We start from the raw sequence: 25648 nt of genomic DNA, 5'->3' as shown, positions 1-25648 counted from the left end.
CATCTGTCCGCCGGGGGAGTTGCCTGCATCGGACCTTTGGTCCGCCCGGTTCAAGCCGACTTGAAGCGTGCCATCAATTCGGCCCGGCCCGGGTCGGTCAAGGTCGCGGCTGCACCGAATTCGAGTGGCTTGAGCAGATCCGCCGCCGGATAGAGGATCGGATTGTCCAGCACCTCCTTGGGCAGCAGCGCATTGACCCGCGCATCGGTGGAAGGCGCACCGTTGGCCAGGTGCTCCTTGACCGCGACTTTCGGATTCATCAAATAGTTGAGCAAGGCATAGCCGGCAGGCTTGTTCGGCGCATCCTTGGGGATTGCGTAGAAGTCGGTCCAGATCTCGCCGCCTTCCTTGCCAAGCACATAGGCGATTTCGGGAATGTCGCGATGGAGCTGCGCCCCGTCATTGGTCCAGCACATCGTCATCCAGGCGTCGCCGGCACGCATCGACGGCTGGTAGTCGCTGGAGACAGCGAACAGATGCGGCTTGACCTTCAGAAGCAATTCCTCCGCCTTGGCGAGTTCGTCCGGCTTCAGCGAGTTGAACGAGAAGCCGAAATATTTCAGCGCGTTGCCGATCGTGGTCAGCTGGTAATCATGGACCATGGTCCGGCCGTCGCCCTCCGCCATGGCCGTGTCCCAGAATTCCTTCCAGCTCGTCATCGGCTTGGTCAGTTTCTTGGTGTTGACGGCAAAGCTGGTGGTGCCCCAATTCTTCGGCACAGCGTAAGTCACGCCGTCGATCGTGCCTTCCCCAGTGAAGCGCGGGTCTTCTTGCGAGCCGTCATAATTGGCAAGCTTGGCCATATCGAGCGCTTCGATGATGCCAAGCTTCTTGTAAGTCGAGATCGTGTAGTTGGTCGGAACGAAAAGGCTCCAGCCCGAGGCGCCGGCCTGCAGCTTGGCCAGCATCTCCTCGTTTGACCCGAACACGTTGACCTCGACGGCAACGCCGGTCTCGGCCTTGAAATTCTCGAACGTCGCCGGGTCATGATAATTGGGCCAGGTGGCAATCGACATGCGGTCGCCAAGACCCTCCTGGGCGAAAGCCGGCGTCGGCATGATGCCGAGCTCGCGGACCATTACCGCCGTTGCGATGCCGAGGCCGGTGAGGCCAAGGAACTCGCGGCGGCCGATGGAACCGCGCTTGAGGCGCATCAACTGGTCGACGAATTTTTCAGGGCTTATCGGCAGTCCGTCACGATATGATTTCGACATTTTTGTTTTCCCTCTGGTTGGTCCCGTTATTCTCCGGAAACGCCAGCGGCGTTCCGGCTGCAAAGCCGATGGCAACGGGTTCGCCCGGCCTGAAGAGATTTCCACCGCCAATCAGATGATCGGCTTTTGCGAGCAGCGTCCCGATGCCCTGGACCTCGATTGCATATTCCGCGGTCGAACCGAGAAAGATCCGGTTGCGCACAAGCCCGTTCAGCCGGCCGCTTCCGGGCGCGCCGAGGCTTAGCGATTCAGGGCGCAGGCTGACCGAAACGGCTTCACCCTGAGCTAGCGGAGTCCGCTTGCGCGCTGCAATGACAGTGCCATCGGCAAGCGCCACCTCGACAAGCCTGCCCGAGAGCCCGACGACCTTGCCGCTCAAGAGATTGGTCTTGCCGACGAAGTCGGCGACGAAGAGGTCGGCGGGTTCGTCATAGATTTCACTCGGCTGCCCAAGCTGGACGATGCGCCCGCCATTCATGACGCAGACGAAATCGCTCATCGACAGTGCCTCTTCCTGATCGTGGGTGACCAGGACAAAGGTGATGCCGATCTCGCGCTGCAGGTTCTGGAGTTCTATCTGCATATCGGTGCGCAGCTTCTTGTCGAGCGCCGCCAGGGGCTCGTCGAGCAGCAGCACCGCCGGCTTGTTGACCAGCGCCCGCGCCAGGGCGACACGCTGCTGCTGGCCGCCGGAAAGCTCATGGATCTTGCGGCGTCCATAGCCGGCAAGCCGCACCATGGCGAGCGCCTCGCCTGCCTTCAGGCTGATCTCGCGCGACGACAGGCGCGGCCGCGCCTGGCGCAGGCCATAGGCGATGTTGTCCTCGACATCCAGATGCGGAAACAACGCATATTGCTGGAACACCATGTTGACCGGCCGCCGATAGGGCGGCGTGCCGGCCATGTCGTGGCCACGGATGAATACCGCGCCTTCGCTTGGCTGTTCGAAGCCGCCGATCATGCGCAAGCAGGTTGTCTTGCCGCAGCCGGACGGCCCGAGCAAGGCGACGAAGGCAGACGGCGGGATGGCAAGATCGATGCCGCTGACCGCGATCACGCTGCCGTAGCGTTTGGTGACCCCGCGAAACTCGATGTCGGGCACTGCGGTCAAAGCTGCGGGCTCCAGCGGCTAGTTGATCTCGAAACGCTATCAGAGCCAATGGCGGCTAGTATATACCTCCCAGGTGGTATATTTCGTCTATTTTCTCGCCTGGAGGGGTATGAATTGGGCGTTTCACGGAGCGATGAATACAGCCGGCTCGCTGCGCTCATCGCAGCGACGCAGGAGACGAGCGGCGAGCTTTTCGGCAAGGCGATGGTCACCTGGCTCCGGCAGCATGTCAGCTTCGATCATTGTGTGATCTTCGGCTATCGCGGCGCCTCCCGCCCGCCGCTGCTGTTCGAGACATTCTCGCCGGCCGAAAGCCATGTCTTCGTCGCGCTCTATCAGGAAGGGCCTTATCTGCTCGACCCGTTCCACCATGCGGCAGTCGAGCGCAAGGAAGGCTTTTGGCGCATGCGCGAACTGGCGCCGGATCGCTTCTATGCCAGCGAATATTACCGCTCCTATTACACCCAGACCAGACTTGCGGAGGAGGTCGGCTTCTTCGTGCCGCTGCCGGGAAAAGACGCGCTGGTGGTCTCGCTAATGCGATTGCGCGCTTCGGGACCATTCGGAACCGCCGATGCCAGGTTGCTGCGCGACATGGCGCCTGCGGTGATCAGCCTCGTCAGGATGCGCTGGCCTAATCTGCCGGCTGACGCACCGGCAGAGACGAAGCAGGACGAGGCGATTGCTCCGGTCAGCGAGTTCGAACGTGCTCACATCTGGAAGAGCCTTTCGCTCACGCCGCGCGAACAGCATGTCGTCGATCTGGTGCTTCAGGGCCATTCAACGGAATCGATCGCCAGGGCGATGCGTATCGTGCCGGGAACCGTAAAAGTTCATCGCCGCAACATTTACCGCAAGCTCAAGATAAAGTCGCAGGCGGGTCTGTTCGCACGTTTTGTCGAGATCATGGACGCACGGATTCGGTAGTCCCGAGTTCAGCCGGCAGCGCCGTCCCAGGAACCGGTTTCGGCCATCTGCCTGAGCCGGGGTGCCACCCGAAAGACGTCCTTGCCGGTCTGCTGGTGCCAGTGATCCAGCCGCCGGATGATCTTGTCCACGCCTTCGAGGCTTGCCCAGAACATCGGTCCGCCCTTGCCGACCGGGAAGCCATAGCCGTTGACCCAGACGACGTCGATATCGGACGCACGGGCCGCTATCCCCTCCTCGAGAATTTTGGCGCCCTCGTTGATCATCGGATAGAGCGTGCGCTCGATGATCTCCTCGGTGCCGATCGCCCGCGGTGCAATGCCGCGCTCGGTAGCCTTTCCGCGGATCAGCACTTCTACCTCGGGATCGGGCAGCGGCGTGCGCGAACCGTTCTCATAGCGATAGAAGCCGCTGCCGGTCTTCTGGCCGAAATGGCCCTGTTCGCACAACGTGTCGGCGATGTCAGCCGTCTGGCCACGCGCCTTGCGGTTGCGCCAGCCTATGTCGAGGCCGGCGAGATCGCTCATCTGGAACGGCCCCATCGGCCAGCCGAAATCGGTGAACACCTGGTCGACCTGGCGCGGCATTGCACCCTCGAGCAGAAGCGCCTCCAGTTCCGCACCCCGCGCCGCCAGCATGCGGTTGCCGACGAAGCCGTGGCAGACGCCGACGACGACCGGCACCTTGCCGATCCGCCGCGCCAGATCGACGATGGTCGTCAGCACGTCCGGCGAGGTCTTGTCGGCGCGGACGATTTCCAGAAGCTTCATGACGTTAGCCGGCGAAAAGAAATGCATGCCAAGGAGATCTTGCGGCCGCGACGTCGAAGCGGCGATCTCGTTGACGTCGAGATAAGAGGTGTTGGTGGCAAGGATCGCGCCCGGTTTGGCCACCGCATCGAGCCTGCCGAATACCTCCTTCTTGACCGCCATTTCCTCGAACACAGCCTCGACGATCAGGTCGCAATCGGCGAGGTCTGCATAGTCGGTGCTGCCCCTGAACAAAGCCAGCCGCTGGCGCTTGGCGTCTTCGCTCAGCGACCCGCGGGTGACGGAAACGGCATAGTTCTTGTCGATCGTCGCCAGCCCGCGTTGCAACGCTTCCTGCGTTGTTTCCAGCAAGGTCACGGGAAGACCGCCATTGGCGAACGCCATGGCGATGCCGCCGCCCATCGTGCCGGCGCCGATGACGCCGATCCGGGCGATCTTGCGCCTGACGACATCCTTGCCGGCAAGCTTTGCCGCCTCACGTTCAGCGAAGAACAAATGCCGCTGCGCGCGCGATTGGTCGCCGGCGACAAGCTTGACGAACAGGTCGCGTTCGGCCGCCAGCGCTTCGTCGAAGGGCAGCGTGAGGGCGTTGCGGACCGACTGCGCACAGGCTATCGGCGCCTCGAGACCGCGCGCTTTGCCCGCAAGCGTTGCCGCCTCCTTGTCGAAGGCCGGCAAGTCGGCCTGGTCGAGGCGATCGTTGCGGTCACGCACCGGCGTGAACGGACCGCCTTTCGCGGCCGTTTCGCTGGCGAAACTCACCGCTTGCGCGGTCAGGTCGCCATCGAAGACGGCATCCACCAGACCGGCGGCGCGCGCCTCGGCCGCATTGATCGGCGTTCCCGAAAGGATCATGCTGAGTGCCTTCAGCGGACCAACCAAGCGCGGCAGGCGAACCGTGCCGCCGCCGCCCGGCAGCAGGCCGAGCTTGACTTCCGGCAGGCCGAGCCTTGCCGCTCGGTCGGCAACACGGAAATGGCAGCCGAGCGCCAGTTCCAGGCCACCGCCGAGCGCAGTGCCGTGAATGGCGGCGACCGTCGGCTTGGCGATGGTTTCCAGCACGGCGACAATGGCGCGCAATTCCGGCTGCTGCGCCGGTCTGCCGAATTCGGTGATGTCGGCGCCGGCGACGAAGGTCCGCCCGGCGCAGGCTATCACGATTGCTCCCACCGACGGCTCGTCCCGCAGGGAAACGAGCGCCCGCATCAACGGCTCGCGCACATGGAAGCTCAGCGCGTTGACCGGCGGATTGTCGATGGTCACCAGCGCGACGTTGCCGTGCCTTGTAGTGCTGACGAAATCGGGCACGCAAACCTCATACAATGATGTTGGCCAGGAGCCCGACGGGATTTACAGCGCTGGCATGCGGATGGGAACCACATGTTTGCGGGCCGGATCGATATCCTCTCGCCGCCGGGTGGCCTTGCCTTAGCGCAGCGCCTTCTGCCCGCCGGCCGCGGTGATGACGCCGACGATGATCAGCCCGGTCAGCACCAGGCGCACGCCGACGCTTACGCCGAACGTGTTGAGCATGGTCAACAGCAGCACGAGGAACAGCGCCGCGCCCCAGACTCCCGGCACATTGGCCTTGCCGCCGGCTACCGACGTGCCACCGATGACGACGACCGCGATCGACGCCAGCAGATACTCATTGCCGATATCGACATTGGCGCCGCGGAAATAACCGGCGAGCAGTGCACCGTCGAGGCCGCCGAGCGCGCCCGACAGCGTGTAGGTGAGGAAGCGGGTGCGGCCGACATTGACGCCTGCCAGCCAGGCGGCGCGGATGTTCTGGCCGATCGCCAGCACCGAGCGTCCGTAGATCATGCGCTGCAAAACGATGCCGGCGCCGATGGTGAACAGCACGGTCAGGATCGCCAGCACCGGGATGCCGAACACCTGCCAGTTGGTGAAATCGGCAAAGCCCGGCGGCGGCTTGATCTGCAAGCCGCGCCCATAGCTGATGTCGACCGACTGGATGACGAAGCTGGCCGACAGCGTCGCGATGATCGGCGGAATGCGCAGCGCCCATATCAGAAGGTAGTTGACGGCACCGATCGCCATGCCGCAGGCAAGCGCGGCCAGCAGCCCGACCGCGATCATCGCATCATTGCCGTCCATGACCTTCATGGCGACAGCACTGGCAAGGCCGATATTGGCCGGCAGCGACAGGTCGACATTGCCCGGCCCGAGCGTGATGACGAACATCTGGCCGACGCCGACGATGACGGTGAAGACGGCAAGCGACAGCGCCGCCGTGATCATCCCGCCTCCGCCATAGCCGCCGGTGAAGGCGATCGTCGCCAGCCACACCAGCAGCGCCCCGAAGAACGACCAGATCCAGGGTCTGGCGAGCAGTGTCCGCAGCGAGACCATGCTCACCTCTCCCTGCGGCTGATCAGCACCCGGGCCGCCAGCACGATGATCAGGATGGCGCCATTGGCGGCAACCTGCCAGTCGGGCGGAATGTGCATGAACGTCAGCAGTGGCGATGCGGCCAGCGCCAGCGTCAACGCGCCGATGACGGCGCCGATCGGCGACACCCGGCCGCCGACGAACTCACCGCCGCCGAGGATGACGCCGGCGATCGAAAGCAACGTGTAGCCATTGCCGATATTGGCGTCGGCCGAGGTGGTGATGCCGATCAGCGCCATGCCGGACAAAACGCCGAACAGGCCGGTCAGCGCAAACAGCGCGATTTTGGTACGGAGCAGCGACCAGCCGGCGCGCTTGAGTGCGGCTGAATTGCCGCCCGATCCACGCAGGATGACACCATAGGAGGTGCGCATCAGGCCAAAGTGGACGACCGCCGCGATCAGCAATGCCGCGATGATCGGGAACGGAATGAAGGGTGGCTTGAAGGCCATCAGCGCCAGCAGCCAGTCCGGCGCCTTGCCGCCGGGCTTTGGCAGGATCAGGATGGCCAGGCCCTGCCAGACGAAACTCATGCCGAGCGTCACCACGATCGAGGGCAGGTTGCGCAGATGGATCAGCGCGCCGAGCAGCGCGTAGACACCGATCGACCCGAGCAGGATGACGACGCCGAGCAACGGCGCGTCCTTCAGCCATGTCGCCGTGACGCAGCCGACGAAGCCGACAAAGGTGCCGATTGACAAATCGAGCTCGTTGCCGGCGATGACGAACATCTGCGCGATCGTCGCCAGCGCGATCGGGATCGCCAGATTGAGCATCAGGCTGAAGCCGAAATAGCTGATGGCGCGCGGGTTGAGCCAGGCGATAGCGATGAGCACCAGCGCCAACGACAGTGCCGGCAGCAGGCTGCGCAGCATGCGCGCCCGCCTCGTGGCGCGAGCCGACGATTTTAGCCCATTCTCGATGGATGCCGCCGTCATCTCAGGCCGCGTCGCCAAACGAGGACTGGATGATCTTTTCCTCCGTCAGTTCGTCGCGACGAAGGTTGGCGACGATCCGGCCGTTCTTGAACACATAGATGTGGTCGCAATTGTCGAGCTCTTCGGTTTCGGTGGTGTACCAGAGGAATGTGCGGCCATGGCGAGCTTCTTCGCGCACGAGATCGTAGACTTCGAGCTTGGTTCCGATATCGACGCCGCGCATCGGATCGTCCATCAGCACGATCTTGGCGTCGGAGCCGAGCGCCCGCGCGAACAAGGCCTTCTGCTGGTTGCCGCCGGACAGCGAGAAGATGTTGTTGTTCATGTCGGGCGTGCGGATGCCGATTTTCCGCTGCCACAGCTGGGCGAGCTCGGCTTCGCGCTGCGGTGAGATCAAGAGGCCGTTGCGCAATCGCGCCAGCGAACGGATGCCGATGTTCTCGGCGATCGACCATTGCGGAAAAATCCCGTCCGACTGGCGGTCGCCGGCAACCAGCGCCACCGGCGCGGTGACCTCGATGCCGGTCTTGGCGCGGGAAGCCGCGGCAAAGATCGCCAGCAACAGGTCGGTCTGGCCATGCCCGGCAAGTCCGGCAAGGCCGATGATCTCACCGGCACGGGCGATGAGCTCATTGCCGTCTTGCTGTCGCGCCGGCCGCGCCCGGACCCGCAGCGGACCGGGCTCCGGCTTGCCGCTCGCAATCTCTGCGGCGGCCTTCTCGCGCGCCTCCGCTCCGCCCATCGCCGTCACCAGCCTGTCGCGGTCGAAGGCGTCGGCCTGCCCGGCGGCGACCACCTTGCCGTCGCGCATCACCACGATGCGATCGGCATTTCCGAGCACTTCGCCCAGCACATGCGAGATCAGGATGCAGCTCTTGCCGGCGGCGATGAAGCGGCGCACGAACGCCAGCAGCTGGCCGGCGGTATGCGCATCGAGCGAGGATGTCGGCTCGTCGAGGATGACCAGTTCGAGCGGCTCCTGCGTGACCGTGAAGGCGCGCGCCACCTCCACCATCTGCCGGCTGGTGATGGAAAGATCGCCGACGATGTCGGATGCCGAGATGCTGTGGCCGGGGAATATCTCGTCGAGCTTGGCGGCAATCAGATGGGCGGCCTTGCGCCGCCAGCCGAAGCCATTAAGCGAGGCGTGGTTGATCCGCGTATTCTCGGCGACGCTGAGGTTCGGGCAGAGCGACAGTTCCTGGAAAACGCAACGTATGCCGAGCTGCTGTGCGCGCGGCACCGAATAACTTGCCTCGACGCCGCCGCGGACCGCGATCTGCCCGCTGTCGGGGGTAAGCGTGCCGGCCACCATATGCATGAGCGTCGACTTTCCGGCGCCGTTATGGCCGACGAGACCGACGCATTCTCCGGCACGAACGCTGAAATCGACACCGTCGAGCGCCCTGACGGCGCCGAAATGTTTTTCGGCTCCGTCCAGTCTTATGATGTCCATACTGACGGCGCCGAAATGTTTTTCGGCGCCGTCAGGCCTGATGATGTCTGCACTGGCCTCGGGCATGCCTCAACGATACCCGGTTATCTGTGGCGGCAACAATAGTGCCATGCTCACTTGATGTTGGCCTTGATCGCCGCGACGGCGTCTTCCTGCGTGTATTCGTGGCTGGCGACGCCGCCCTTCGGAATCTTCGGCAACGCTGCCTCGAAATCGTCCTGTGTGAAGGCGAGATAAGGAACCAGCAGGTCGTGCGGCACGTCGGTGCGGCCGTCGAGCACTTGCTGCGCCACCCAGAAGGCAAGCGTCGATACGCCTGGCGCGATCGAAGCCGACCAGGTCTGGTAACCGTCCTTTTCCTTCTGCTCTTTCCACCATTGCAACTCGTCCTGGCGATTGCCCATGATGATGGTCGGGCGCGGCTTGCCGGCGGCGGCAAAGGCCTGCGCCGCGCCGTAGCCGTCACCGCCCTGGTCGACGACACCGACCACATCCGGCAGCGACGGCAGGATCGTCGCTACGGCCTTCTGTGCCGTGGTCTGGTCCCAGTCGCCGGTCACCGAGCCGACGATCTTGAACTCGGGATGGGCGGCGACACCTTCGAGGATGCCGGCATGGATGGCATCGTCGATCGAAGTGCCGGCAAGGCCACGGATTTCCAGCAGATTGCCACCCTTGGGCTGGAACTTGGCCATCTGCTCGACTTCCTGCTTGCCCATGTCCTTGAAGTCGACGACGACGCGGTAGGCGCAGGGTTCGGTGACGATGCCATCGAAGGAGACGACGACAATGCCGGCGTCGCAGGCCTGCTTGATGGCGCCGTTGAGGGCATCCGGAGATGCCGCGTTGATGACGATCGCGTCATAGCCCTGCAGGATCAGGTTCTGCACCTGGGCTGCCTGCGTCGGCACTTCCTTGTCGGCCGTCGTGAAGACGTCGGCGGCGCCGACCACCTTGTCGGCGACTGCCTTCTTGGTGACGATGCCGTAGCTGTCCAGCATCGCCTGCCGCCACGAATTGCCGGCGTAATTGTTGGAGAAAGCGATCTTCTTGCCGCTGGTATCGGCAAGCGCGGTGCCTGCGGCAAGCATCGCTGCAAGGGCGCCCAAAACGAATATTTTCTTCATGTCATACTCCTCCCGTGAGTTGCTGTCTTACTGGTGGCTAATGGCTGGCTGGTGGCTAATGGCTGATACGCTCACAATGCTGTTTTTTATCTATTATCAGACAAATGCAGATAGCCAGCAAGCTGTCAACATCAATCCATGGCCGACGATCAACTTGCGGTGCAATCATTGAAACCGGTTCGACTCCTGGTCTAGGGATGGCGATGGAGACCGATTAAATGGCAGTGAACCTTGCCCCGGGTGCACCCGGCATTCCGGCGCGCTGGACGTCGAGCGCCAAGAGCGGCGTCGGCACCGCGCTGTCGCCGGCCTGCCCGATCTGGTTCACCATCAGCCACGGTATCCTCAACGAGATCTACTATTCCCGCCTCGACAGCGCATGCACCCGTGATCTGGGGCTGATCGTCACCGGACCCGACGGCTATTTCTCCGAAGAGAAGCGCGACGCCGAACATCGCATCGAACCCCTCGAGGACGGGGTGCCTGCCTATCGGCTGGTCAACACCGCAGCCGATGGAAGCTACCGGATCGAGAAGCGCGTCCTCACCGATCCGGAACGTCCCGTCTTGCTGCAGGAGATCATGTTCACGTCGCTCAAGGGTGCCGCCAGCGACTACCGCGTCTACGCGCTGCTGGCGCCGCACCTCGTCAATGCCGGCAAGGACAACACTGCCTGGATCGACGACCATGAAGGACAGCCTGTTCTGTTTGCATCGGGACGCGGCGTCTGCCTGGCGCTCGCCTCGTCGCGGCCGTGGAAGGCGTGCGCGGCCGGCTATGTCGGCGTCTCCGACGGCTGGCAGCAGCTTCGTCAAAGCGGCCGGCTCGATCCGGCCTGCCGCAGGGCCGAGGACGGCAATGTCGCGCTGACCGGTGAGATCGCCTTTTCGGCTGCGAACCCAAAAATGTTGCTGGCGCTGGGCTTCGGCACGACGCCGCAACAGGCGGCGGAAACTGCTTTCGCCAGCCTGAACCAAGGTTTTGGGCCCGCAGCCGGATCCTACGTCGACAAATGGCGCCAATGGCAGGCCGGATTGCTGCCGCTGGATCGGCATGCGGTGTCCGCCCTCAATCCCTACCGCCTCAGCACGGCGGTGCTGGCGACACACCGCTCGTCGACCGGAGCAGCCGTGGCCAGCCTGTCGATCCCGTGGGGCTTCAACAAGGGCGACGACGATCTCGGCGGCTATCACCTGGTCTGGCCGCGCGATCTGGTCGAAACCGCCGGCGGATTCCTCGCCGCCGGCGACCCGGCGGAAGCCTTGCGCATCCTTGGCTATCTGCGCTCGATCCAGCAGCCGGACGGCCATTGGCCGCAGAACGCCTGGCTCGACGGGTCGGTCTATTGGCCGGGCATCCAGATGGACGAGTGCGCCTTTCCGCTGCTGCTCGCCGACGCGCTGCGCCGCGCCGGGCATTTGCCGCCTGCGGTACTCTCCTCCTTCATGCCGATGATCGAGCGCGCTGCCGCCTATGTCGTACGCAACGGCCCCGTCACCGGCGAGGACCGCTGGGAGGAAGACGCCGGCTACAGCCCGTTCACGCTTGCCGTCGAGATCGCCGCGCTGCTTGCGGCTGCGGACATGTTCGATGCCGCCGGCAAAACAGAGCCGGCAAACTATCTGCGCGAAACCGCCGATATCTGGAACGATCAGATCGAGCGCTGGACCTACGTCGCCGGCACCGCCGCATGCGAGGAAGCCGGCGTCGAAGGCTACTATGTCCGCATCGCCCCGCCCGACACCGCCGGCGCCGCATCGCCGAAGGACGGCTTTGTGCCGATCAAGAACCGCCCGCCCGGTGATGCGGACCGCCCAGCCGAAGCGATCGTCAGCCCGGATGCGCTGGCGCTGGTCCGCTTCGGCCTGAGGGCAGCCGACGATCCGCGCATCCTCGACACGGTCAAGGTCATCGACGCGCAATTGCGCTGCGAACTGCCGCAGGGGCCGCTCTGGTACCGCTACAATGGCGACGGCTATGGCGAGCATGCCGACGGCGCACCCTTCGATGGAACCGGCCAGGGCCGGCCCAGGCCGCTGCTGGTCGGCGAGCGCGCCCATTACGAGCTGGCGGCAGGGCGCAGGGACAGTGCGGCACGCCTGCTCGCCACGTTTGAGGGCTCCGCCGGGCCGGGCGGCCTGCTGCCGGAGCAGGTCTGGGACGGTCCCGACATGCCGGAGCGCGAATTGCGGCATGGCGGCCCCTCCGGCAGCGCCAAGCCGCTGGTCTGGGCGCATTCCGAGCACATCAAGCTGCTGCGTTCGCTGCGCGACGGCGCCGTGTTCGACATGCCGCCGCAAGGCGTCAAGCGCTATATCGAGGGCAGGACGGTGTCGTGCCTCAGGGCATGGCGCTTCAACCACAAGATCCGTACCGTCCCGGCAGGCAAGGCGCTGCGCATCGAACTTCTGGCCCGGGCGGTGGTTCATTGGAGCAGCGACAATTGGGCAACCGTCCATGACACCGAGACCGCCGCGAACCTTTTCGGTATCCATCTCGCAGAGTTGCCGGTTGCCGACGCCGCTCCGGGCAATAGCATTGTCTTCACATTCTTCTGGTCCGATGCCGGCCGTTGGGAGAATGCTGACTTTTCTGTCGGCATCGGCGATACCGCACAGCCACTAGATCATCGATCCCTCAAGTAAGGCAGGACGAGACCATGCAGATAGGAATGATGGGACTGGGCCGGATGGGCGCCAACATGGTTCGGCGCCTGTTGCGCGATGGCCACGAATGCGTCGTCTACGACATTAACCCGGCGAGCGTCGCGGCGCTTGTGACCGCCGGCGCGGTCGGAGCCGCCTCGATGGAGGAGTTCGTCGGCAAGCTGACCAAGCCGCGCAGCGCCTGGCTGATGCTGCCGGCGGCGATCACCGGCCGGATCGTCGACCAGGTGGCCGCCTTGATGGAGTCGGGCGACATCATCATCGACGGCGGCAATTCCTATTATCATGAGGCCGTCGACCACGCCGCGCGCCTGGCCTTGAAAGGCTTGAGCTATGTCGATGTCGGCACCAGCGGCGGCGTCTGGGGCCTCGAGCGCGGCTACTGCCTGATGATCGGCGGCCCCGACAGCGCGGTCCAGCATCTCGATCCGATCTTCGCAACGCTGGCGCCCGGCGCCGGCGCCGCTTCGCCTGCCCCCGGCAAGGATGCCGGAACCGCTCCCTTCGGCTATCTCCATTGCGGGCCGAGCGGCGCCGGCCATTTCGTCAAGATGGTCCATAACGGCATCGAATATGGCGTCATGGCCGCCTATGCCGAGGGCATGAACATCCTGAAGTCGGCGAACGCCGGCAAGCGGCAGCGCACCGCCGACGCCGAAACCAGTCCACTCGAGAACCCGCAATATTACCAGTTCGACATCGACATCGCTGAGGTGGCAGAGGTCTGGCGGCACGGCAGCGTCATCGGCTCGTGGCTGCTCGACCTGACGGCCGGCGTGCTGAAGGCCGATTCGTCGCTGACACAGTTCGGCGGGCGGGTCTCGGATTCCGGCGAAGGCCGCTGGACGCTGAAGGCGGCGATCGACACCGGCGTGCCGGCGCCGGTGCTGTCGTCGGCGCTGTTCGACAGGTTCTCCTCGCAAGGCGAGTCCGAATTCGCCGACAAGCTTCTGTCCGCCATGCGCTATGCCTTTGGCGGCCATGTCGAAAAACCCAAGGCCGGCTCGTGACGGGCGACAGGGAGGCACGCCCATGAGCCAGGAACGATCGGACACGCTGGTGCTTTTCGGCGCCACCGGCGATCTCGCCCACAAGAAGATCTTCCCCGCCCTCTACGCCATGGTGGCCAAGGGAACGCTGAACGAGCCGGTGATCGGCGTCGCCTTCGATCCTTGGGATATCGCCAAGCTGCAGGCGCGCGCCCGCGACGGCATCGTCAACGCCATCGGCAGCATCGACGAGAAGATCTTCGCAAGGCTCGCGTCGCTGCTGCGCTATGTCAGCGGCGACTACCGGGCGCCTGCGACCTTCGATAAACTGAAGACCGCGCTCGGCAGCGCACAGCGGCCGCTGCACTATCTGGCGGTGCCGCCCGCCATGTTCGAGGTCGTCGTCCAGGGACTGGAGCAGTCGGGCGCCGCCCAGGGCGCACGCCTGATGGTGGAAAAGCCGTTCGGCCATGATCTGCAATCGGCGCGCTGGCTGAACCGGGTACTGCATCTGGTCTTCGACGAAAAGTCGATCTTCCGCATCGACCATTATCTCGGCAAGGAGGCGATCCAGAACCTGCTCTATTTCCGCTTCGCCAATTCCTTCCTCGAGCCGATCTGGAACCGCAACTTCGTCGAGAGCGTGCAGATCACCATGGCCGAGGATTTCGGTGTCGAGGGCCGCGGCCGCTTCTATGACGAGGTCGGCTGCATCCGCGACGTCATCGAAAACCATCTGCTCAACATCCTCTTGCTGCTCGCCATGGAGCCGCCGGTCGGCCGCTCGGCCGACGATCTGATCGACGAGAAGGTGCAGGTGCTGCGGGCGATCCGGACGCTGACCAGGGACGATGTCGTGCGCGGCCAGTTCGACGGCTATCTCAACGAGCCGGGCGTGGCGCCGAACTCGCCGGTCGAGACCTTCGCGGCGGTGCGCTTTTTCGTCGATACCTGGCGCTGGCAAGATGTGCCGTTCTTCATCCGCGCCGGCAAATCCCTGCCGGTGCACGCCACCGAGGTCATCGTGCGGCTGAAACGGCCGCCGCTCGACGTCTTCGATCCAATCAAGCCCGGCGACTGCAATCACGTGCGCTTCCGCATCGATCCGCAGGTGGCGATCTCGATCGGAGCCCGGCGCAAGGCGCCCGGCGACGACATGGTCGGCGAGCAGGTCGAGCTCACCGCGCTCGACGATTCGAAGGGCGACATGCCGCCTTACGAGCGGTTGATCGGCGACGCTATGAACGGCAACGGCCAGCTGTTCACCCGCCAGGACGCGAGCGAGCTCGCCTGGCGCATCGTCGGCCTGGTGCTCGGCGACACCACGCCGCCCGCGATCTACGCGCCAAAGACCTGGGGGCCGACCGAAGCGATGACTGGATTCGGCCCGCCGAACGGCTGGATCAATCCATCGAAATGATTTCTGGGAGGCGAAAGCGATGGCCAAAGCGGTGAAGCGACCGGCACCCGACGCCGAAAAGATCGTGCTTGCGATCGATATCGGCGGCTCGCACGTCAAGATCCGCACCAGCGCCGGCGGCGACGAGCGCAAGACCGCTTCCGGACCGGAGCTGACGCCGCAGCAGATGGTCGCGGCGGTGAAGACGCTGGCCGAAGGGCTGCAATACGATGTCGTCTCGATGGGCTATCCGGGTCCGGTGCACCACAACCGGCCGCTCACCGAACCCGCCAATCTCGGCAAGGGCTGGGTCGGCTGCGATTTCGCCGCTGAGTTCGGCAAACCGGTGAAGGTCGTCAACGATGCGCTGATGCAGGCCGTCGGCAGCTATGAAGGCGGCCGCATGCTGTTCCTCGGCCTCGGAACCGGCCTCGGGGCCGCGATGATCGTCGACAACGTCGCCCAACCGATGGAGCTTGCCCATCTTCCCTACAAGAAGCGCGGCAGTTTCGAAGACTATGTCGGCGAACGCGGCCTGCAAAAGCGCGGCAAGAAGAAATGGCGCAAACACGTCTTTGACGTGGTCGACCGGCTTCGCGCCGCCATGCAGCCGGATTACGTGGTCATCGGCGGCGGCAATGTCGAGGAACTCGCCGACTTGCCCGCCGATTGCAGACGCGGCGACAATACACGCGCCTTCGAGGGCGGATTTCGACTGTGGCGCGACAAATCCCTGATTATCTGATATTGCTGATTGTCTGATATTATCGAGCACCGGCTCAGGGTTGTTAATCCCGCGCTGCCGTTAGTATTATTATTCAAAATAATGTGTGACGTGGTGCGGCGTCATTGCATTGCGCAGATTTGCCGACTAGGAATTTCTGCGACCCCCACGGACGGAGAAATAGATTGACCGACGACAACAACAACGCTCGCAAAGACATCGACCTGCTTGAGCTGACCGCCCATATCGTGTCCGCATATGTCGAGAAGAACCGCTTGCCGGCTTCCGGCCTCGGCGATCTCATCGCCAGCGTCAGCGCTTCCATAGGCGGGCTCGGGCAACCGGCAGTGCCGGTCGCCGCGCCGCTGACGCCTGCCGTCAATCCCAAGAAATCGGTGACGCCGGACTACATCATCTGTCTCGAGGACGGCAAGAAGTTCAAATCCTTGAAGCGCCATATCGGCGTCCATTTCGGGCTGACGCCCGACGCCTATCGCGCCAAATGGGGCCTGCCGTCCGACTACCCGATGGTCGCCCCCAACTACGCGGCCTCGCGTTCGCAGCTGGCCAAGGCAATCGGTCTCGGCCGCAAGGCCGCCCCGCCCGCGCCCGTCAAGGGCAGGGGCAGGAAGGCCAAGGCGACGGCCTAAAGCGTTCGGAGCAGGTCCGGTCGCTCCGCCAGCGGCAACGCCCGGCGGAGCGGAAATTGTTGATCCAGGCCGGATTTTTGCGCGCGCCCTGCGCTGAACTGCGCTAAAGGCTCTCTTGGCCGGACCAGCGCCCATCGTGGAAGTGCCCCGCCGGCCGACATCGCCGCCACGGGGCCTGATCCATGACCACAGAATCCCAAGTACCGCCTGACCAGCGTTATGCCGCCTTTCGCCATCGGCCGTTCCTGAGCTACTGGGCGGCGCGCTTCCTCTCGACATTCTCCACCCAGATCGTGTCGGTCGCCGTCGGCTGGCAGATCTACGATCTGACCCGCGACCCGTTCGACCTTGGGCTTGTCGGCATCGTCCAGTTCCTGCCTTCGCTGCTGCTGGTGCTGGTCACTGGCGACGTTGCCGACCGTTTTGGACGCCGCCTGATCATGGCGCTGGCGGTGCTGGTCGAGGCGGGCTGCGCTTTGGCGCTTCTGTTGCTGACGCTGCGCGGCCTCTCCGGGCCGATGCCGGTCTTCATCGTGCTCGCCATGTTCGGCATCGCGCGCGCCTTCTTCGGGCCGGCCTCGTCATCATTGTTCGCCAATCTGGTGCCGCCCGAGGATTTCGCCAACGCCATCGCCTGGAACTCGTCCGCCTGGCAGACGGCAACCATCGTCGGGCCGGTCGCTGGCGGTCTGCTCTACGGGCTTTCGGCCGAAGCCGCCTACACCACCGCGGCCGCGCTGATGCTCATCGCCGCCGTGCTGATCTTCACCATCCCGAAGCCCGCCCAGCGCAGCCGGACCGACAGACCGACGGTACGGACCCTGTTCGCCGGCTTCGGCTATATCTGGAGCGAAAAGATCGTGCTAGGCGCGATTTCGCTCGATCTGTTCGCGGTGCTCCTGTCCGGCGCCTCGGCGCTGCTGCCGGTCTATGCGCGCGATATCCTCGAACTCGGCCCATGGGGGCTCGGCCTGTTGCGCTCGGCGCCCGGCGTCGGCGCCATCTGCGTCGCCATCTGGCTGGCCGGACACCCGATCCGCAACCATGCCGGCCTTGTCATGCTCGGCTTCGTTGCGCTGTTCGGCGCGTTCACCGTCTTGTTCGGCCTCTCGACCATCACCTGGGTGTCGATCGCAGCCCTTGCCCTGCTCGGCGCCACCGACATGTTCAGCGTCTATATCCGCGAGACGCTGATCCAGCTGTGGACGCCGGACGACGTTCGCGGCCGCGTCAACGCCGTCAACCAGGTGTTTGTCGGCGCCTCCAATGAGCTCGGCGAATTCCGCGCCGGCACCATGGCCGCGCTGATCGGCACGGTTCCGGCCGTGGTGGTCGGCGGCGTCGGCGCGATCGCTGTCGCCGGTCTATGGGCGGTGCTGTTCCCACAGCTGCGCAAGGTGCGTCATCTCAGGGGGCGAAACTAAAGCGCGACGCGCTTTAGTTCGTTTGTTTGTGCATGTCGTTTTCCCAAAACCGCTGCACACTTTTGGGCGCCAAAAATCATGGGCAGGAACTCGCCGAGCCAGCGCTTGAGGTGCATGTCTCAGATCAGCCGGCCACCGAGATGGTCGCGGCCGGGCTGCGCGCCGGGCAATTCGAAGCGATGGGCGCCGCGCACCACCCAGCGCTGCATCATCGCCCGGGTCAATTCGCCATGGAACTGGATGCCCCAGGCATTGTCGCCATAGCGGAAGGCCTGGTTGGGGTAGGTTTCGGCCGTCGCCAAAAGCGTCGCGTCCTTCGGCAGCGAAAAGCCCTCACGATGGAACTGATAGACCATCTCCGGCCAATGCATCAGCCTGCTGCCTGCTTCAGTCGCCTTTAGCGGATACCAGCCGATTTCGACGAGGCCCTCGCCATGGCCCTCGACCCTGCCGCCGAGATGCTTGACCAGCATTTGCGCGCCGAGGCAGATGCCAAGCAGCGGCCGGTTCTCGTTGAGTGGAATTTTGAGCCAGTCGGTCTCGCGGCGGACGAACTCGTCGCCGTCATTGGCGCTCATCGGCCCGCCGAACACCACGGCGCCGGCATGGCCATCAAGCGTCTGCGGCAAGGCCTCGCCGAGCGGCGGGCGGCGGATGTCGAGATCGAAGCCTTCCTCGATAAGCATATGGCCGACCCGTCCCGAGCTCGAATGCTCCTGATGCAGCACGATCAGGATCTTTGGTCTCGGGCTTGGCTTGGGCGGCATTGGAAGGCGGGATCCTGTCTATTCGTCGCTTGACGTTCCGGCAGCACCAGGAGCCGCGGCCGCCGCCTTGAGGCGCGCCTCGACGCGGTCGCGGCGTTCGACGCCGATCAGCTCGGCGACCCGCCAGACGGTATTGTCCTCGAGTTCGTGCAGCTCGCCATCGGCATAGACGATCTCCCACATCAGGCCGATAAAGGCCTTTCGCGCCTCGGCGTCGAGATGGCGCTTGAGCACGCTGGTAAAGGCGTAAAGGTCGATCGCCTCATTGTCGGCCCGCTCGCCGGCAGCCGCCAACGCATCGAGTTCGTCGCCGCTGATAGAATAGCTTTCCGCCAGCACCTTCTTGAACCGTTCCCATTCGGTATCCTGGCGCACGCCGTCGGCGTTCATCACGTGGAAAAGCAGGGCGGATGCGGCAACGCGCGGATCGTCGGCGCTGGCGCTGGCGCCACTACCGGACGGCAGGTCCCTTAGAAACGACAGAACGCGTTCGAACATCAAATCATTCCCAATAAGACCGGGTCCACTCGACCCGGATCAGAACAAACGAAACCGGCGCGTCGATTTACCCGCCTCGTCGTCGGGGTCGACGCCGGGGTCGTCGGGCAGCCGCGTCAACTCCTGCGCCGGCTCGACGGCTTCGGCATCGTCCGGCACCGCGGCAAACGCCGCCGCGGCGACCGGTGTCACATGATCCTCGCCGGCACGGTTTTCGGTCTTTGCTTCGGTCGCGGTGCCCGGTGTCTCGGCAGCAACCGCTGTGTGCTCGATCGCCTCGGCTGTTTCCTGTACCGGCTTGGCTGAAGCCGCAATTGCCGGCACCGATGCCTCCTGCGTATCCTCATCGCTGTCGATCAACTGGCCGAGCCGCTCCATCGGCGCTCGCCATTCGAATGCATCGAGCCTGCCGGTGATCGGCGATACCGGAGCCCAGCGGTCGGAGACGACGCCGTCGGCGACCCAGGCCGGGTCGCGCGGCGCTCTCACCGCCTTCGACAGCAACTGCCGCACCTTGCCCTGGTCGCCGGTCTCTGCCTCCTCGATATCGGCCAGCAGCAGATAGGCGCCTTCACGGCGATCGATGCGGATGGCGGCTTCGGCCTCGCGGCGGGCGGTTGAAAAATCCTGCGCATCGAGCGCGGCGCGCGCCACGGCAAGCGAGGCCTCGGCATGGTTCTTCTTCAGGTCCTGCAGCTTCTTTGCCCGGTTCAGCCGGTCGAGCACGGCATCGCCGGGCCTGGCATGGGTGTAGAGCTCGGCGATCTCCGGATGCGGCTCGGCCTTCCACGCCGCCTCGAGGATTTTCGAGCCCTTGCGCACGTCGTTCTGCCGAAACAGCAATTTCGCCGCGACGACCGCCGCCGGCGCGAAATCCGGCCGCAGCCGGTTGGCTTCGAGCGCCGCCGTCCGGGCGGCATTGGCATCGCTGTCGATCAGCGCCTGCGCCTTGGCGGTGAGCAGCACGGCGCGGCGGCGGTTAGCGGCGTCGCGCTCGATCTGCCGGGTCGACTTCTGGGCGTCGACCAGTTTCAGCGCGCCGTCCCAATCGCCGCGTCCAGTCAGGTCTTCCAGCGTCGATTCGGCCGCCCAGGCCAGTTGCGGCGCCACCGCGGCGGCCCGGCCGGCATAGTGGCGGGCTGCGTTGCGGTCGCCGAGCCGCTCGGCCTCGAGGTAAAGCCCGCGCAGGCCGAGCAACCGCATTTCGGGATCGTCGAGCATGGTCTCGAATTTTTCGCGGGCGCCTTCATGGTCGCCTTCGAGCAGCGAGGCCTGCGCGTCGAGCAGTTGGATCAGCGGCTCCTGGTCGGAGCGGATCAGCTTTGCCGCTTCCTTGGTCTTCTTGCGGGCGAGCGCGCCGTCACCGGCGCCGGCGGCGATCATGCCGGTCGACAGCGCCTGGTAGCCGCGGTCGCGGCGTCGCACGCGGAAATAGCGCGAGATCGTATAGGGGCTGGTCCACAGCGCCTTGACCAGCCACCAGACGATCATCACCGCGGCAACCACGGCAACGATCGCCACCGCCGCGACCATCAGGCTGACCTGGTATTGATAGCCGTTGAAGGTGACGAGCATTTCACCCGGCCGGTCGGCCAGCCAGGCGAAGCCGAGCCCGAGCGCAAAGACGACGGCAAGGAAGGCGAGGATGCGGATCATCGGGTTCCTCACGCCTTCATCGCGCCAGCGATGAGCGAATCGATCTGCGTCTCGACCTCCATCCGCGCTTTCAGTTTGCCGGCAAAGTCGGCGCCGGCGGCCTTGGCCGCTTCAGGCAGCGTTTCGTATTCGCTGAGCGCCTTGGCGTAGTCGCCCTGATTGACGGCGACCTCCATGCGGGCGACGGTTTCCGGGGCGCCGGCGCCCTCGACCGCACCGATCGGCCTGACCTTGACCAGCGATTCGGCGCTCGACAGCAGCTTTTGCAGGATGCCCGCATTCTGGTCGACAGGCGTCGCGGCAGCGACCATGGCGTTGGCGGTGGCGTCCGCTTCGGCGGCGATCTCGGCGCGCGTTGGGACGCCCTTTTCGGCATAGGCGCGCAGCGTCGCGATCTCGGGTGCATCGGGTGAGATCGCGGCAAAGGTTTCGAGTTCGGTCGCGAACGGCGCACCGCGGTCGAGCGCTGCCTTGAGCGCCGAGGCGGCAATGGCCAGCGCGATCTTCGGCTGCGAAGCCTGTGCATCGACCTTGCCCGAGAGCTGTGAAACCGACTGTTCCAGCGCCGCAAGCCGGCCTTCCTGCGCCTTTGCCGTCTCGCCGGCCGATTTCACCAGCGCGTCGAGCGCGGCCAGCCTTTCGTTGAGCGGCCCGAGATCGACCGGCGCCGTGCCGCCGGCCTTGCCGAGGCCCGCGACCGCCGTCTCGATCTGCCGGACCTTGTCGCCAAGTGCGGCAAGCCCAGCATTGTCGCCGGCGCCGCCTTGCTCGACCGCCGATTTCAGCGCCGTGACGTCCGCCCTGACCTGATCCAGCGCCGACGACAGCCCGTCCACCTTGGCCGATGCGTCATTGTTGGCGTCGGCCTGTCTGAGGTCCGCGACCTCGCGTTTCAGCGAAGCGATCTCACCATTGACGGGGTCGAGCGATACGCCGCCCGACCCCGGCGCGCCGAGCAGGCCGGCAAATTGCAGCCCGCCGGCCGCGGCCAGCGCGATGACGCCGCCGATAATACCGGCGGCGATGCCGTTGATGCCGCTCCGCTTCGGCTGCGCTGCCATGTTTTCGTCCCTCATCCGGGCTGTTGTCTCGCCGGAACCTGGTATTCCCGGTCTGTTGGCCTCGGTTGCGTGGACATTGGCGGATGCATCCTCAAAACTGTAGTCGGAAGCCGTGGAGCGACCGGCCGGCGCATCCGAGCCGGCGGGATAAGGGATTTCCGCTTCCCTGGCAGAATCGGCGCCTGCGTCCGTCGGCTCTTGCGTGCCGGCCCGCGCGGCTGCGTCGGCATGTTCCCATGGTTCGAGATCGGTCTGGTCGGCATGCACCGGCTCCTCAGGCGGCTCCGGCTGCGATGCGTTCGCCGCTTCCTCGGCCCGCGCCTCGTCGGTCTGCGCCGCGGCCGGCTGCTGCGAGCTGGCATCCTGTTCGTCGGCGACTCGCGAGACGGCGCCGGGCTCCAGCTCGATGGTCACCGGTTCACGGCGGCTCTTGGAATGCCGCATCTTCGGCGTCTTGACCATGCTCGGGCTCCGCAAAATTCGCTTCGGGATGGTTGAAAGGGTCTAGCACATCACCAAGCGGTGAAAAGGGGCGGCGTGATGACGCCACGGCTTGGAGTTCAGTTTTGGCAAAACGCCGCAGCGGTTTTGGGAGATGCCATGCGGGGCCAGAAACGAAAAACCCGCCTCGGCGGCGGGTCGGTGGGGCGAATCAGCACCATACGCAAATTAGTAGCATAGCTGCCGGCACAAAGCAAGAACAAAATGTGGCTCGAGCGCAATTGTCTCAGGTTGGTGGCTGCCCGCCAAGCTGCCGATCTCCCCCCTTGCGGGGGAGATGGCCGGCAGGCCAGAGGGGGGTGTGACAGAGCACCAACGTCTACCTAAACCCATCCCCCAACCGGGAATGGAGGGCTCGATTGGCTGACAGGTCGGAGGGACAGCACCCCCCTCTGCCCTGCCGGGCATCTCCCCCGCAAGGGGGGAGATCGGCAGCTTCGCCGACAGCGCCTGCTGCGGAATAAATTGAGGATGCCGGCAGGAGGTATGCCAACGTCCGGAACAGGCGGATGCCGGTCAGCGCCGCGCCTGCAAAAGCCCCAGCAAGGCATCTTCGCTGGGCTCAGGCGCAATCCGGATCCTTTCGCCAGCGGCATCATCCAAGGCCGCGGCAATACGTCCCGACAATGCGAAAAAGCGCGTCTCTTCAAAAAAACCGCGCAGCGCCGGCCGGCCAGCCAGGGCCTGCATAGCGGTGGCCGTCTTGGCCGAATAGAGCAGCACCGCCTCGACCGGCTGGGCGGACAGGCGCGCAAGAACGGCCTCGTCGGAGTAATCCAGCACAACGGTGTCGTAGGTCTCGACGGCGCGGACCTGAGCGCCCGCCGCCTGCAGCCGCTCCTCGAAGCCCGGAAACCGCACCCGCCCGCAGAGATAGACGATGGTCTGCCCCGCGTAACCACCAGCAAGTGCATCGGCCAGCGCCTCGGCATTGCCCGGGCCTTCGCTAACCGACAGAAACCCGGCCGCGCGGGCGGCTTCCGCCGTCTTCCTGCCGACGGCATGGCACGGCAAGCCGGCGAGCGCCGCGATCACCTCTTTCGGCGCATGGCGAATCGCATTGGCGCTGGTAACTGCGACCGCCGCGGCGGTATCGGCGACCGCGACCGCATCGACCGGCAGGGCCACCGTTTCGGTCAGCGGCAGCAGGATCGCCTGAAACCCGGCGTCAGCGAGCCGGCGCGCCGTGCGCGAGGCGCCCGGTTCGGGCCTCGTCACCAGGACGCGGAGCATGTCAGGTCCAGCCGTCGAAGAATGTTTCGCCGGCCTTGGCCCGAACGGTCGCCGCGGCTTCCGTGCCGATGCGCGCGGCCTGTTGCGCCGGCCCTTCAAGCCTGACCTCATGCGACTGCGTGCCATCGGGCGAGATGATCAGCCCGGCAAAGGAAACCGTTCCGCCCGATATTGTCGCATGGCCGGCGATCGGCGTGCGGCAGGACCCGTCGAGCGCCGCCAGGAAGGCGCGCTCGCAGGCCAGCGCCTGGCCGGTCGGCACGTCGTGGATCGCTGCCAGCATCGCTTCCACGTCGCGGTCGCCGATGCGGCTCTCGATACAGATCGCGCCTTGTCCCGGCGCCGGCGGAAAGACGTCGAGCGGCATCAGGTCAGTGACGACATCTTCGAGGCCGAGCCGCTTCAGCCCGGCATAGGCGAGGATGGTGCCGTCGGCGATGCCTTCGTCGAGCTTGCGCAGCCGCGTCTGCACATTGCCGCGAAACATCACCACGTCGATGTCCGGCCGCATCCGCCGGATCAGCGCCTGGCGCCTGAGCGACGACGAACCGACCCTGGCGCCTTGCGGCAGGCCAGCAATCGTTCGCGCCGCCTTGCCGATGAAGGCGTCACGCGCGTCCTCGCGCGGCAGGAAGGCGGCCAGCTCCAGCCCCTCGGGCAACAGCGTCGGCATGTCCTTCGACGAATGCACGGCGATGTCGATGCGCCGCGCCAGCAGCGCCTCCTCGATCTCCTTGGTGAACAGGCCCTTGCCGCCGGCTTCGGACAGCGGCCGGTCCTGGATGCGGTCGCCGCTGGTCGAGATGACGACCACCTCGAACGCCTCGGCCGGCATGCCATGCGCCGTCATCAGCCGGGCCTGCGTTTCATGCGCCTGCGCCAGTGCCAGCGGGCTGCCGCGTGTTCCGATTTTCAAGGTTGTTTGCATGGCGCGCCGTCCGTGATAACCCCCGGCAGGATCGAGGTCCGTCTTCCCGGCTTTCTCCTATCGGGGAAAGGCAGGCCGTACAATCCTTGGAGACAGCGACGAATTGATCCGCGTTCTGGGCATCGAGACGAGTTGCGACGAGACCGCCGCCAGCGTGGTGGCGCTGGACGATCGCAGCGCGCCCCAAATCCTGTCGAACATCGTGCTCAGCCAGATCGAGGAGCATGCCGCTTTCGGCGGCGTCGTGCCGGAGATCGCCGCGCGTGCCCATGTCGAGGCGCTGGACGGCATCATCGAGGCAGCGCTTGCTGATTCCGGCGTCGATCTCGCCGACATCGATGCGATTGCTGCCACCGCCGGTCCCGGTCTTGTCGGCGGGCTGATCGTCGGCCTGATGACGGCAAAAGCCATCGCCGCGGCAGCCAAAAAACCGCTGATCGCCATCAACCATCTCGAAGGCCACGCGCTCACCGCCAGGCTGACCGACGGGCTCGACTTTCCCTACCTCTTGCTGCTGGTCTCCGGCGGCCATACCCAGATCGTCGCCGTGCGCGGCGTTGGCGACTACCAGCGCTGGGCGACGACCATCGACGACGCGCTTGGCGAAGCCTTCGACAAGACGGCTAAGATGCTCGGCCTGCCCTATCCCGGCGGACCGAATGTCGAGAAGGCGGCGGCAAATGGCGACGCGGCCCGTTTTGCGTTTCCGCGCCCGATGAAGGGCTCGGTGCAGCCCGATTTTTCTTTCTCCGGCCTCAAGACCGCGGTGCGCCAGGCGGCAACCGCGATTGCCCCGCTGAGCGACCAGGACGTCGCCGATATCTGCGCCTCGTTCCAGGCGGCGGTGGCGGATGCGCTCGGCGACCGTGTTTCGCGGGCGCTGACCAGGTTCCGTCAGCAATTCCCGGACAAGGCTGAGCCTGCGCTGGTTGTCGCCGGCGGCGTCGCCGCCAACCGGACGATCAAGGCGACATTGCAAGCGCTGTGCGAGCAGGCCGGGTTCAGCTTCGTCGCCCCGCCGCTTAACCTCTGCACCGACAATGCGGCGATGATCGCCTGGGCCGGCATCGAGCGCCTGCGCGCCGGCATATCAGGCGAAAACGCCGCCGATTTCGTGCCGCGCTCGCGCTGGCCGCTGGACAGCGTCTCGGCCCCGATGGTCGGCTCGGGCCGGCGCGGGGCCAAGGCGTGACG

The 25648-nt window shown here is 65.1% G+C and carries 21 protein-coding genes; 8 read left to right on the top strand and 13 right to left on the bottom strand.

Annotated elements, in window-relative coordinates:
* Nucleotides 1–50 precede the first annotated feature (50 nt).
* Together NKG95_RS00770 and NKG95_RS00765 are read right to left on the bottom strand one after the other, a co-directional pair.
* The gene (locus tag NKG95_RS00770) at nt 51–1214 is read right to left on the bottom strand and encodes an ABC transporter substrate-binding protein (protein WP_353039673.1); all 1164 of its coding nucleotides are present in this window, start codon (nt 1212–1214) and stop codon (nt 51–53) included.
* The gene (locus tag NKG95_RS00765) at nt 1195–2325 is read right to left on the bottom strand and encodes an ABC transporter ATP-binding protein (RefSeq protein WP_353039671.1); all 1131 of its coding nucleotides are present in this window, start codon (nt 2323–2325) and stop codon (nt 1195–1197) included. Before NKG95_RS00765 ends, NKG95_RS00770 begins: the two co-directional genes overlap by 20 nt.
* A 114-nt stretch (nt 2326–2439) precedes the next feature.
* On the opposite strand from NKG95_RS00765, the gene NKG95_RS00760 reads away from it, so the two are divergent.
* Nucleotides 2440–3252 carry a response regulator transcription factor gene (locus NKG95_RS00760; protein ID WP_353039669.1) on the top strand — a complete coding sequence of 271 codons (813 nt, stop codon included), beginning with the start codon at nt 2440–2442 and terminating at the stop codon, nt 3250–3252.
* Nucleotides 3253–3260: 8 nt separating this feature from the next.
* On the opposite strand, the gene NKG95_RS00755 is transcribed toward NKG95_RS00760, so the two are convergent.
* From NKG95_RS00755 to NKG95_RS00735, 5 genes are all read right to left on the bottom strand, one after another.
* Nucleotides 3261–5330, bottom strand: coding sequence for a 3-hydroxyacyl-CoA dehydrogenase NAD-binding domain-containing protein (locus tag NKG95_RS00755; protein ID WP_353039667.1), 2070 nt, complete (start codon nt 5328–5330; stop codon nt 3261–3263).
* 120 nt (nt 5331–5450) lie between these two features.
* The gene (locus NKG95_RS00750; protein ID WP_023721360.1) at nt 5451–6398 is read right to left on the bottom strand and encodes an ABC transporter permease; all 948 of its coding nucleotides are present in this window, start codon (nt 6396–6398) and stop codon (nt 5451–5453) included.
* Between the two features lie 2 nt (nt 6399–6400).
* Complete coding sequence (locus NKG95_RS00745; RefSeq protein WP_023721361.1) at nt 6401–7375, bottom strand: ABC transporter permease; 975 nt, start codon at nt 7373–7375, stop codon at nt 6401–6403.
* A gap of 1 nt (nt 7376) precedes the next feature.
* On the bottom strand, nt 7377–8897 hold the full coding sequence (locus NKG95_RS00740; RefSeq protein WP_023721362.1) for a sugar ABC transporter ATP-binding protein: 1521 nt from the start codon (nt 8895–8897) through the stop codon (nt 7377–7379).
* Between the two features lie 47 nt (nt 8898–8944).
* Nucleotides 8945–9958 (bottom strand): ABC transporter substrate-binding protein, encoded by a 1014-nt coding sequence (locus tag NKG95_RS00735; RefSeq protein WP_023721363.1) that lies wholly within the window; start codon nt 9956–9958, stop codon nt 8945–8947.
* A gap of 218 nt (nt 9959–10176) precedes the next feature.
* On the opposite strand from NKG95_RS00735, the gene NKG95_RS00730 reads away from it, so the two are divergent.
* From NKG95_RS00730 to NKG95_RS00705, 6 genes are all read left to right on the top strand, one after another.
* Complete coding sequence (locus NKG95_RS00730) at nt 10177–12603, top strand: glucan 1,4-alpha-glucosidase (protein ID WP_353039665.1); 2427 nt, start codon at nt 10177–10179, stop codon at nt 12601–12603.
* Nucleotides 12604–12617: 14 nt separating this feature from the next.
* Complete coding sequence (gnd, locus tag NKG95_RS00725) at nt 12618–13634, top strand: phosphogluconate dehydrogenase (NAD(+)-dependent, decarboxylating) (RefSeq protein WP_353039663.1); 1017 nt, start codon at nt 12618–12620, stop codon at nt 13632–13634.
* 22 nt (nt 13635–13656) lie between these two features.
* Entirely contained in the window at nt 13657–15033 is a 1377-nt protein-coding gene (gene zwf / locus NKG95_RS00720) for a glucose-6-phosphate dehydrogenase (protein WP_353039661.1), read from the top strand.
* A 19-nt stretch (nt 15034–15052) separates the two neighbouring features.
* Nucleotides 15053–15757: an ROK family protein gene (locus NKG95_RS00715; RefSeq protein ID WP_023721368.1), complete on the top strand. Its 705-nt coding sequence runs from the start codon at nt 15053–15055 to the stop codon at nt 15755–15757.
* A gap of 164 nt (nt 15758–15921) precedes the next feature.
* The gene (locus NKG95_RS00710) at nt 15922–16386 is read left to right on the top strand and encodes a Ros/MucR family transcriptional regulator (RefSeq protein WP_023721369.1); all 465 of its coding nucleotides are present in this window, start codon (nt 15922–15924) and stop codon (nt 16384–16386) included.
* Between the two features lie 182 nt (nt 16387–16568).
* Complete coding sequence (locus tag NKG95_RS00705) at nt 16569–17810, top strand: MFS transporter (protein ID WP_023721370.1); 1242 nt, start codon at nt 16569–16571, stop codon at nt 17808–17810.
* Between the two features lie 119 nt (nt 17811–17929).
* On the opposite strand, the gene NKG95_RS00700 is transcribed toward NKG95_RS00705, so the two are convergent.
* From NKG95_RS00700 to hemC, 6 genes are all read right to left on the bottom strand, one after another.
* Entirely contained in the window at nt 17930–18577 is a 648-nt protein-coding gene (locus tag NKG95_RS00700; protein ID WP_353039659.1) for a glutamine amidotransferase, read from the bottom strand.
* Nucleotides 18578–18595: 18 nt separating this feature from the next.
* Entirely contained in the window at nt 18596–19075 is a 480-nt protein-coding gene (locus NKG95_RS00695; protein ID WP_352481012.1) for a tellurite resistance TerB family protein, read from the bottom strand.
* 39 nt (nt 19076–19114) lie between these two features.
* Nucleotides 19115–20731: a heme biosynthesis protein HemY gene (locus NKG95_RS00690; protein ID WP_353039657.1), complete on the bottom strand. Its 1617-nt coding sequence runs from the start codon at nt 20729–20731 to the stop codon at nt 19115–19117.
* Nucleotides 20732–20739: 8 nt separating this feature from the next.
* The gene (locus tag NKG95_RS00685) at nt 20740–22254 is read right to left on the bottom strand and encodes a COG4223 family protein (protein WP_353039655.1); all 1515 of its coding nucleotides are present in this window, start codon (nt 22252–22254) and stop codon (nt 20740–20742) included.
* 555 nt (nt 22255–22809) lie between these two features.
* Complete coding sequence (locus NKG95_RS00680) at nt 22810–23526, bottom strand: uroporphyrinogen-III synthase (RefSeq protein WP_353039653.1); 717 nt, start codon at nt 23524–23526, stop codon at nt 22810–22812.
* Nucleotide 23527: 1 nt separating this feature from the next.
* On the bottom strand, nt 23528–24454 hold the full coding sequence (gene hemC, locus NKG95_RS00675; RefSeq protein ID WP_353039651.1) for a hydroxymethylbilane synthase: 927 nt from the start codon (nt 24452–24454) through the stop codon (nt 23528–23530).
* A gap of 106 nt (nt 24455–24560) precedes the next feature.
* Between hemC and tsaD the strand changes: the two genes are divergently transcribed.
* Nucleotides 24561–25646 carry a tRNA (adenosine(37)-N6)-threonylcarbamoyltransferase complex transferase subunit TsaD gene (tsaD, locus tag NKG95_RS00670; RefSeq protein WP_352588416.1) on the top strand — a complete coding sequence of 362 codons (1086 nt, stop codon included), beginning with the start codon at nt 24561–24563 and terminating at the stop codon, nt 25644–25646.
* Nucleotides 25647–25648: the final 2 nt, after the last annotated feature.

Origin of the sequence: Mesorhizobium sp. M1423 (assembly GCF_040317575.1) — a bacterium.
In the GTDB taxonomy this organism is placed as follows: domain Bacteria; phylum Pseudomonadota; class Alphaproteobacteria; order Rhizobiales; family Rhizobiaceae; genus Mesorhizobium.
Note: the sequence above shows the minus strand (reverse complement) of the source record. Positions and strands in the feature narration are given on the sequence as shown.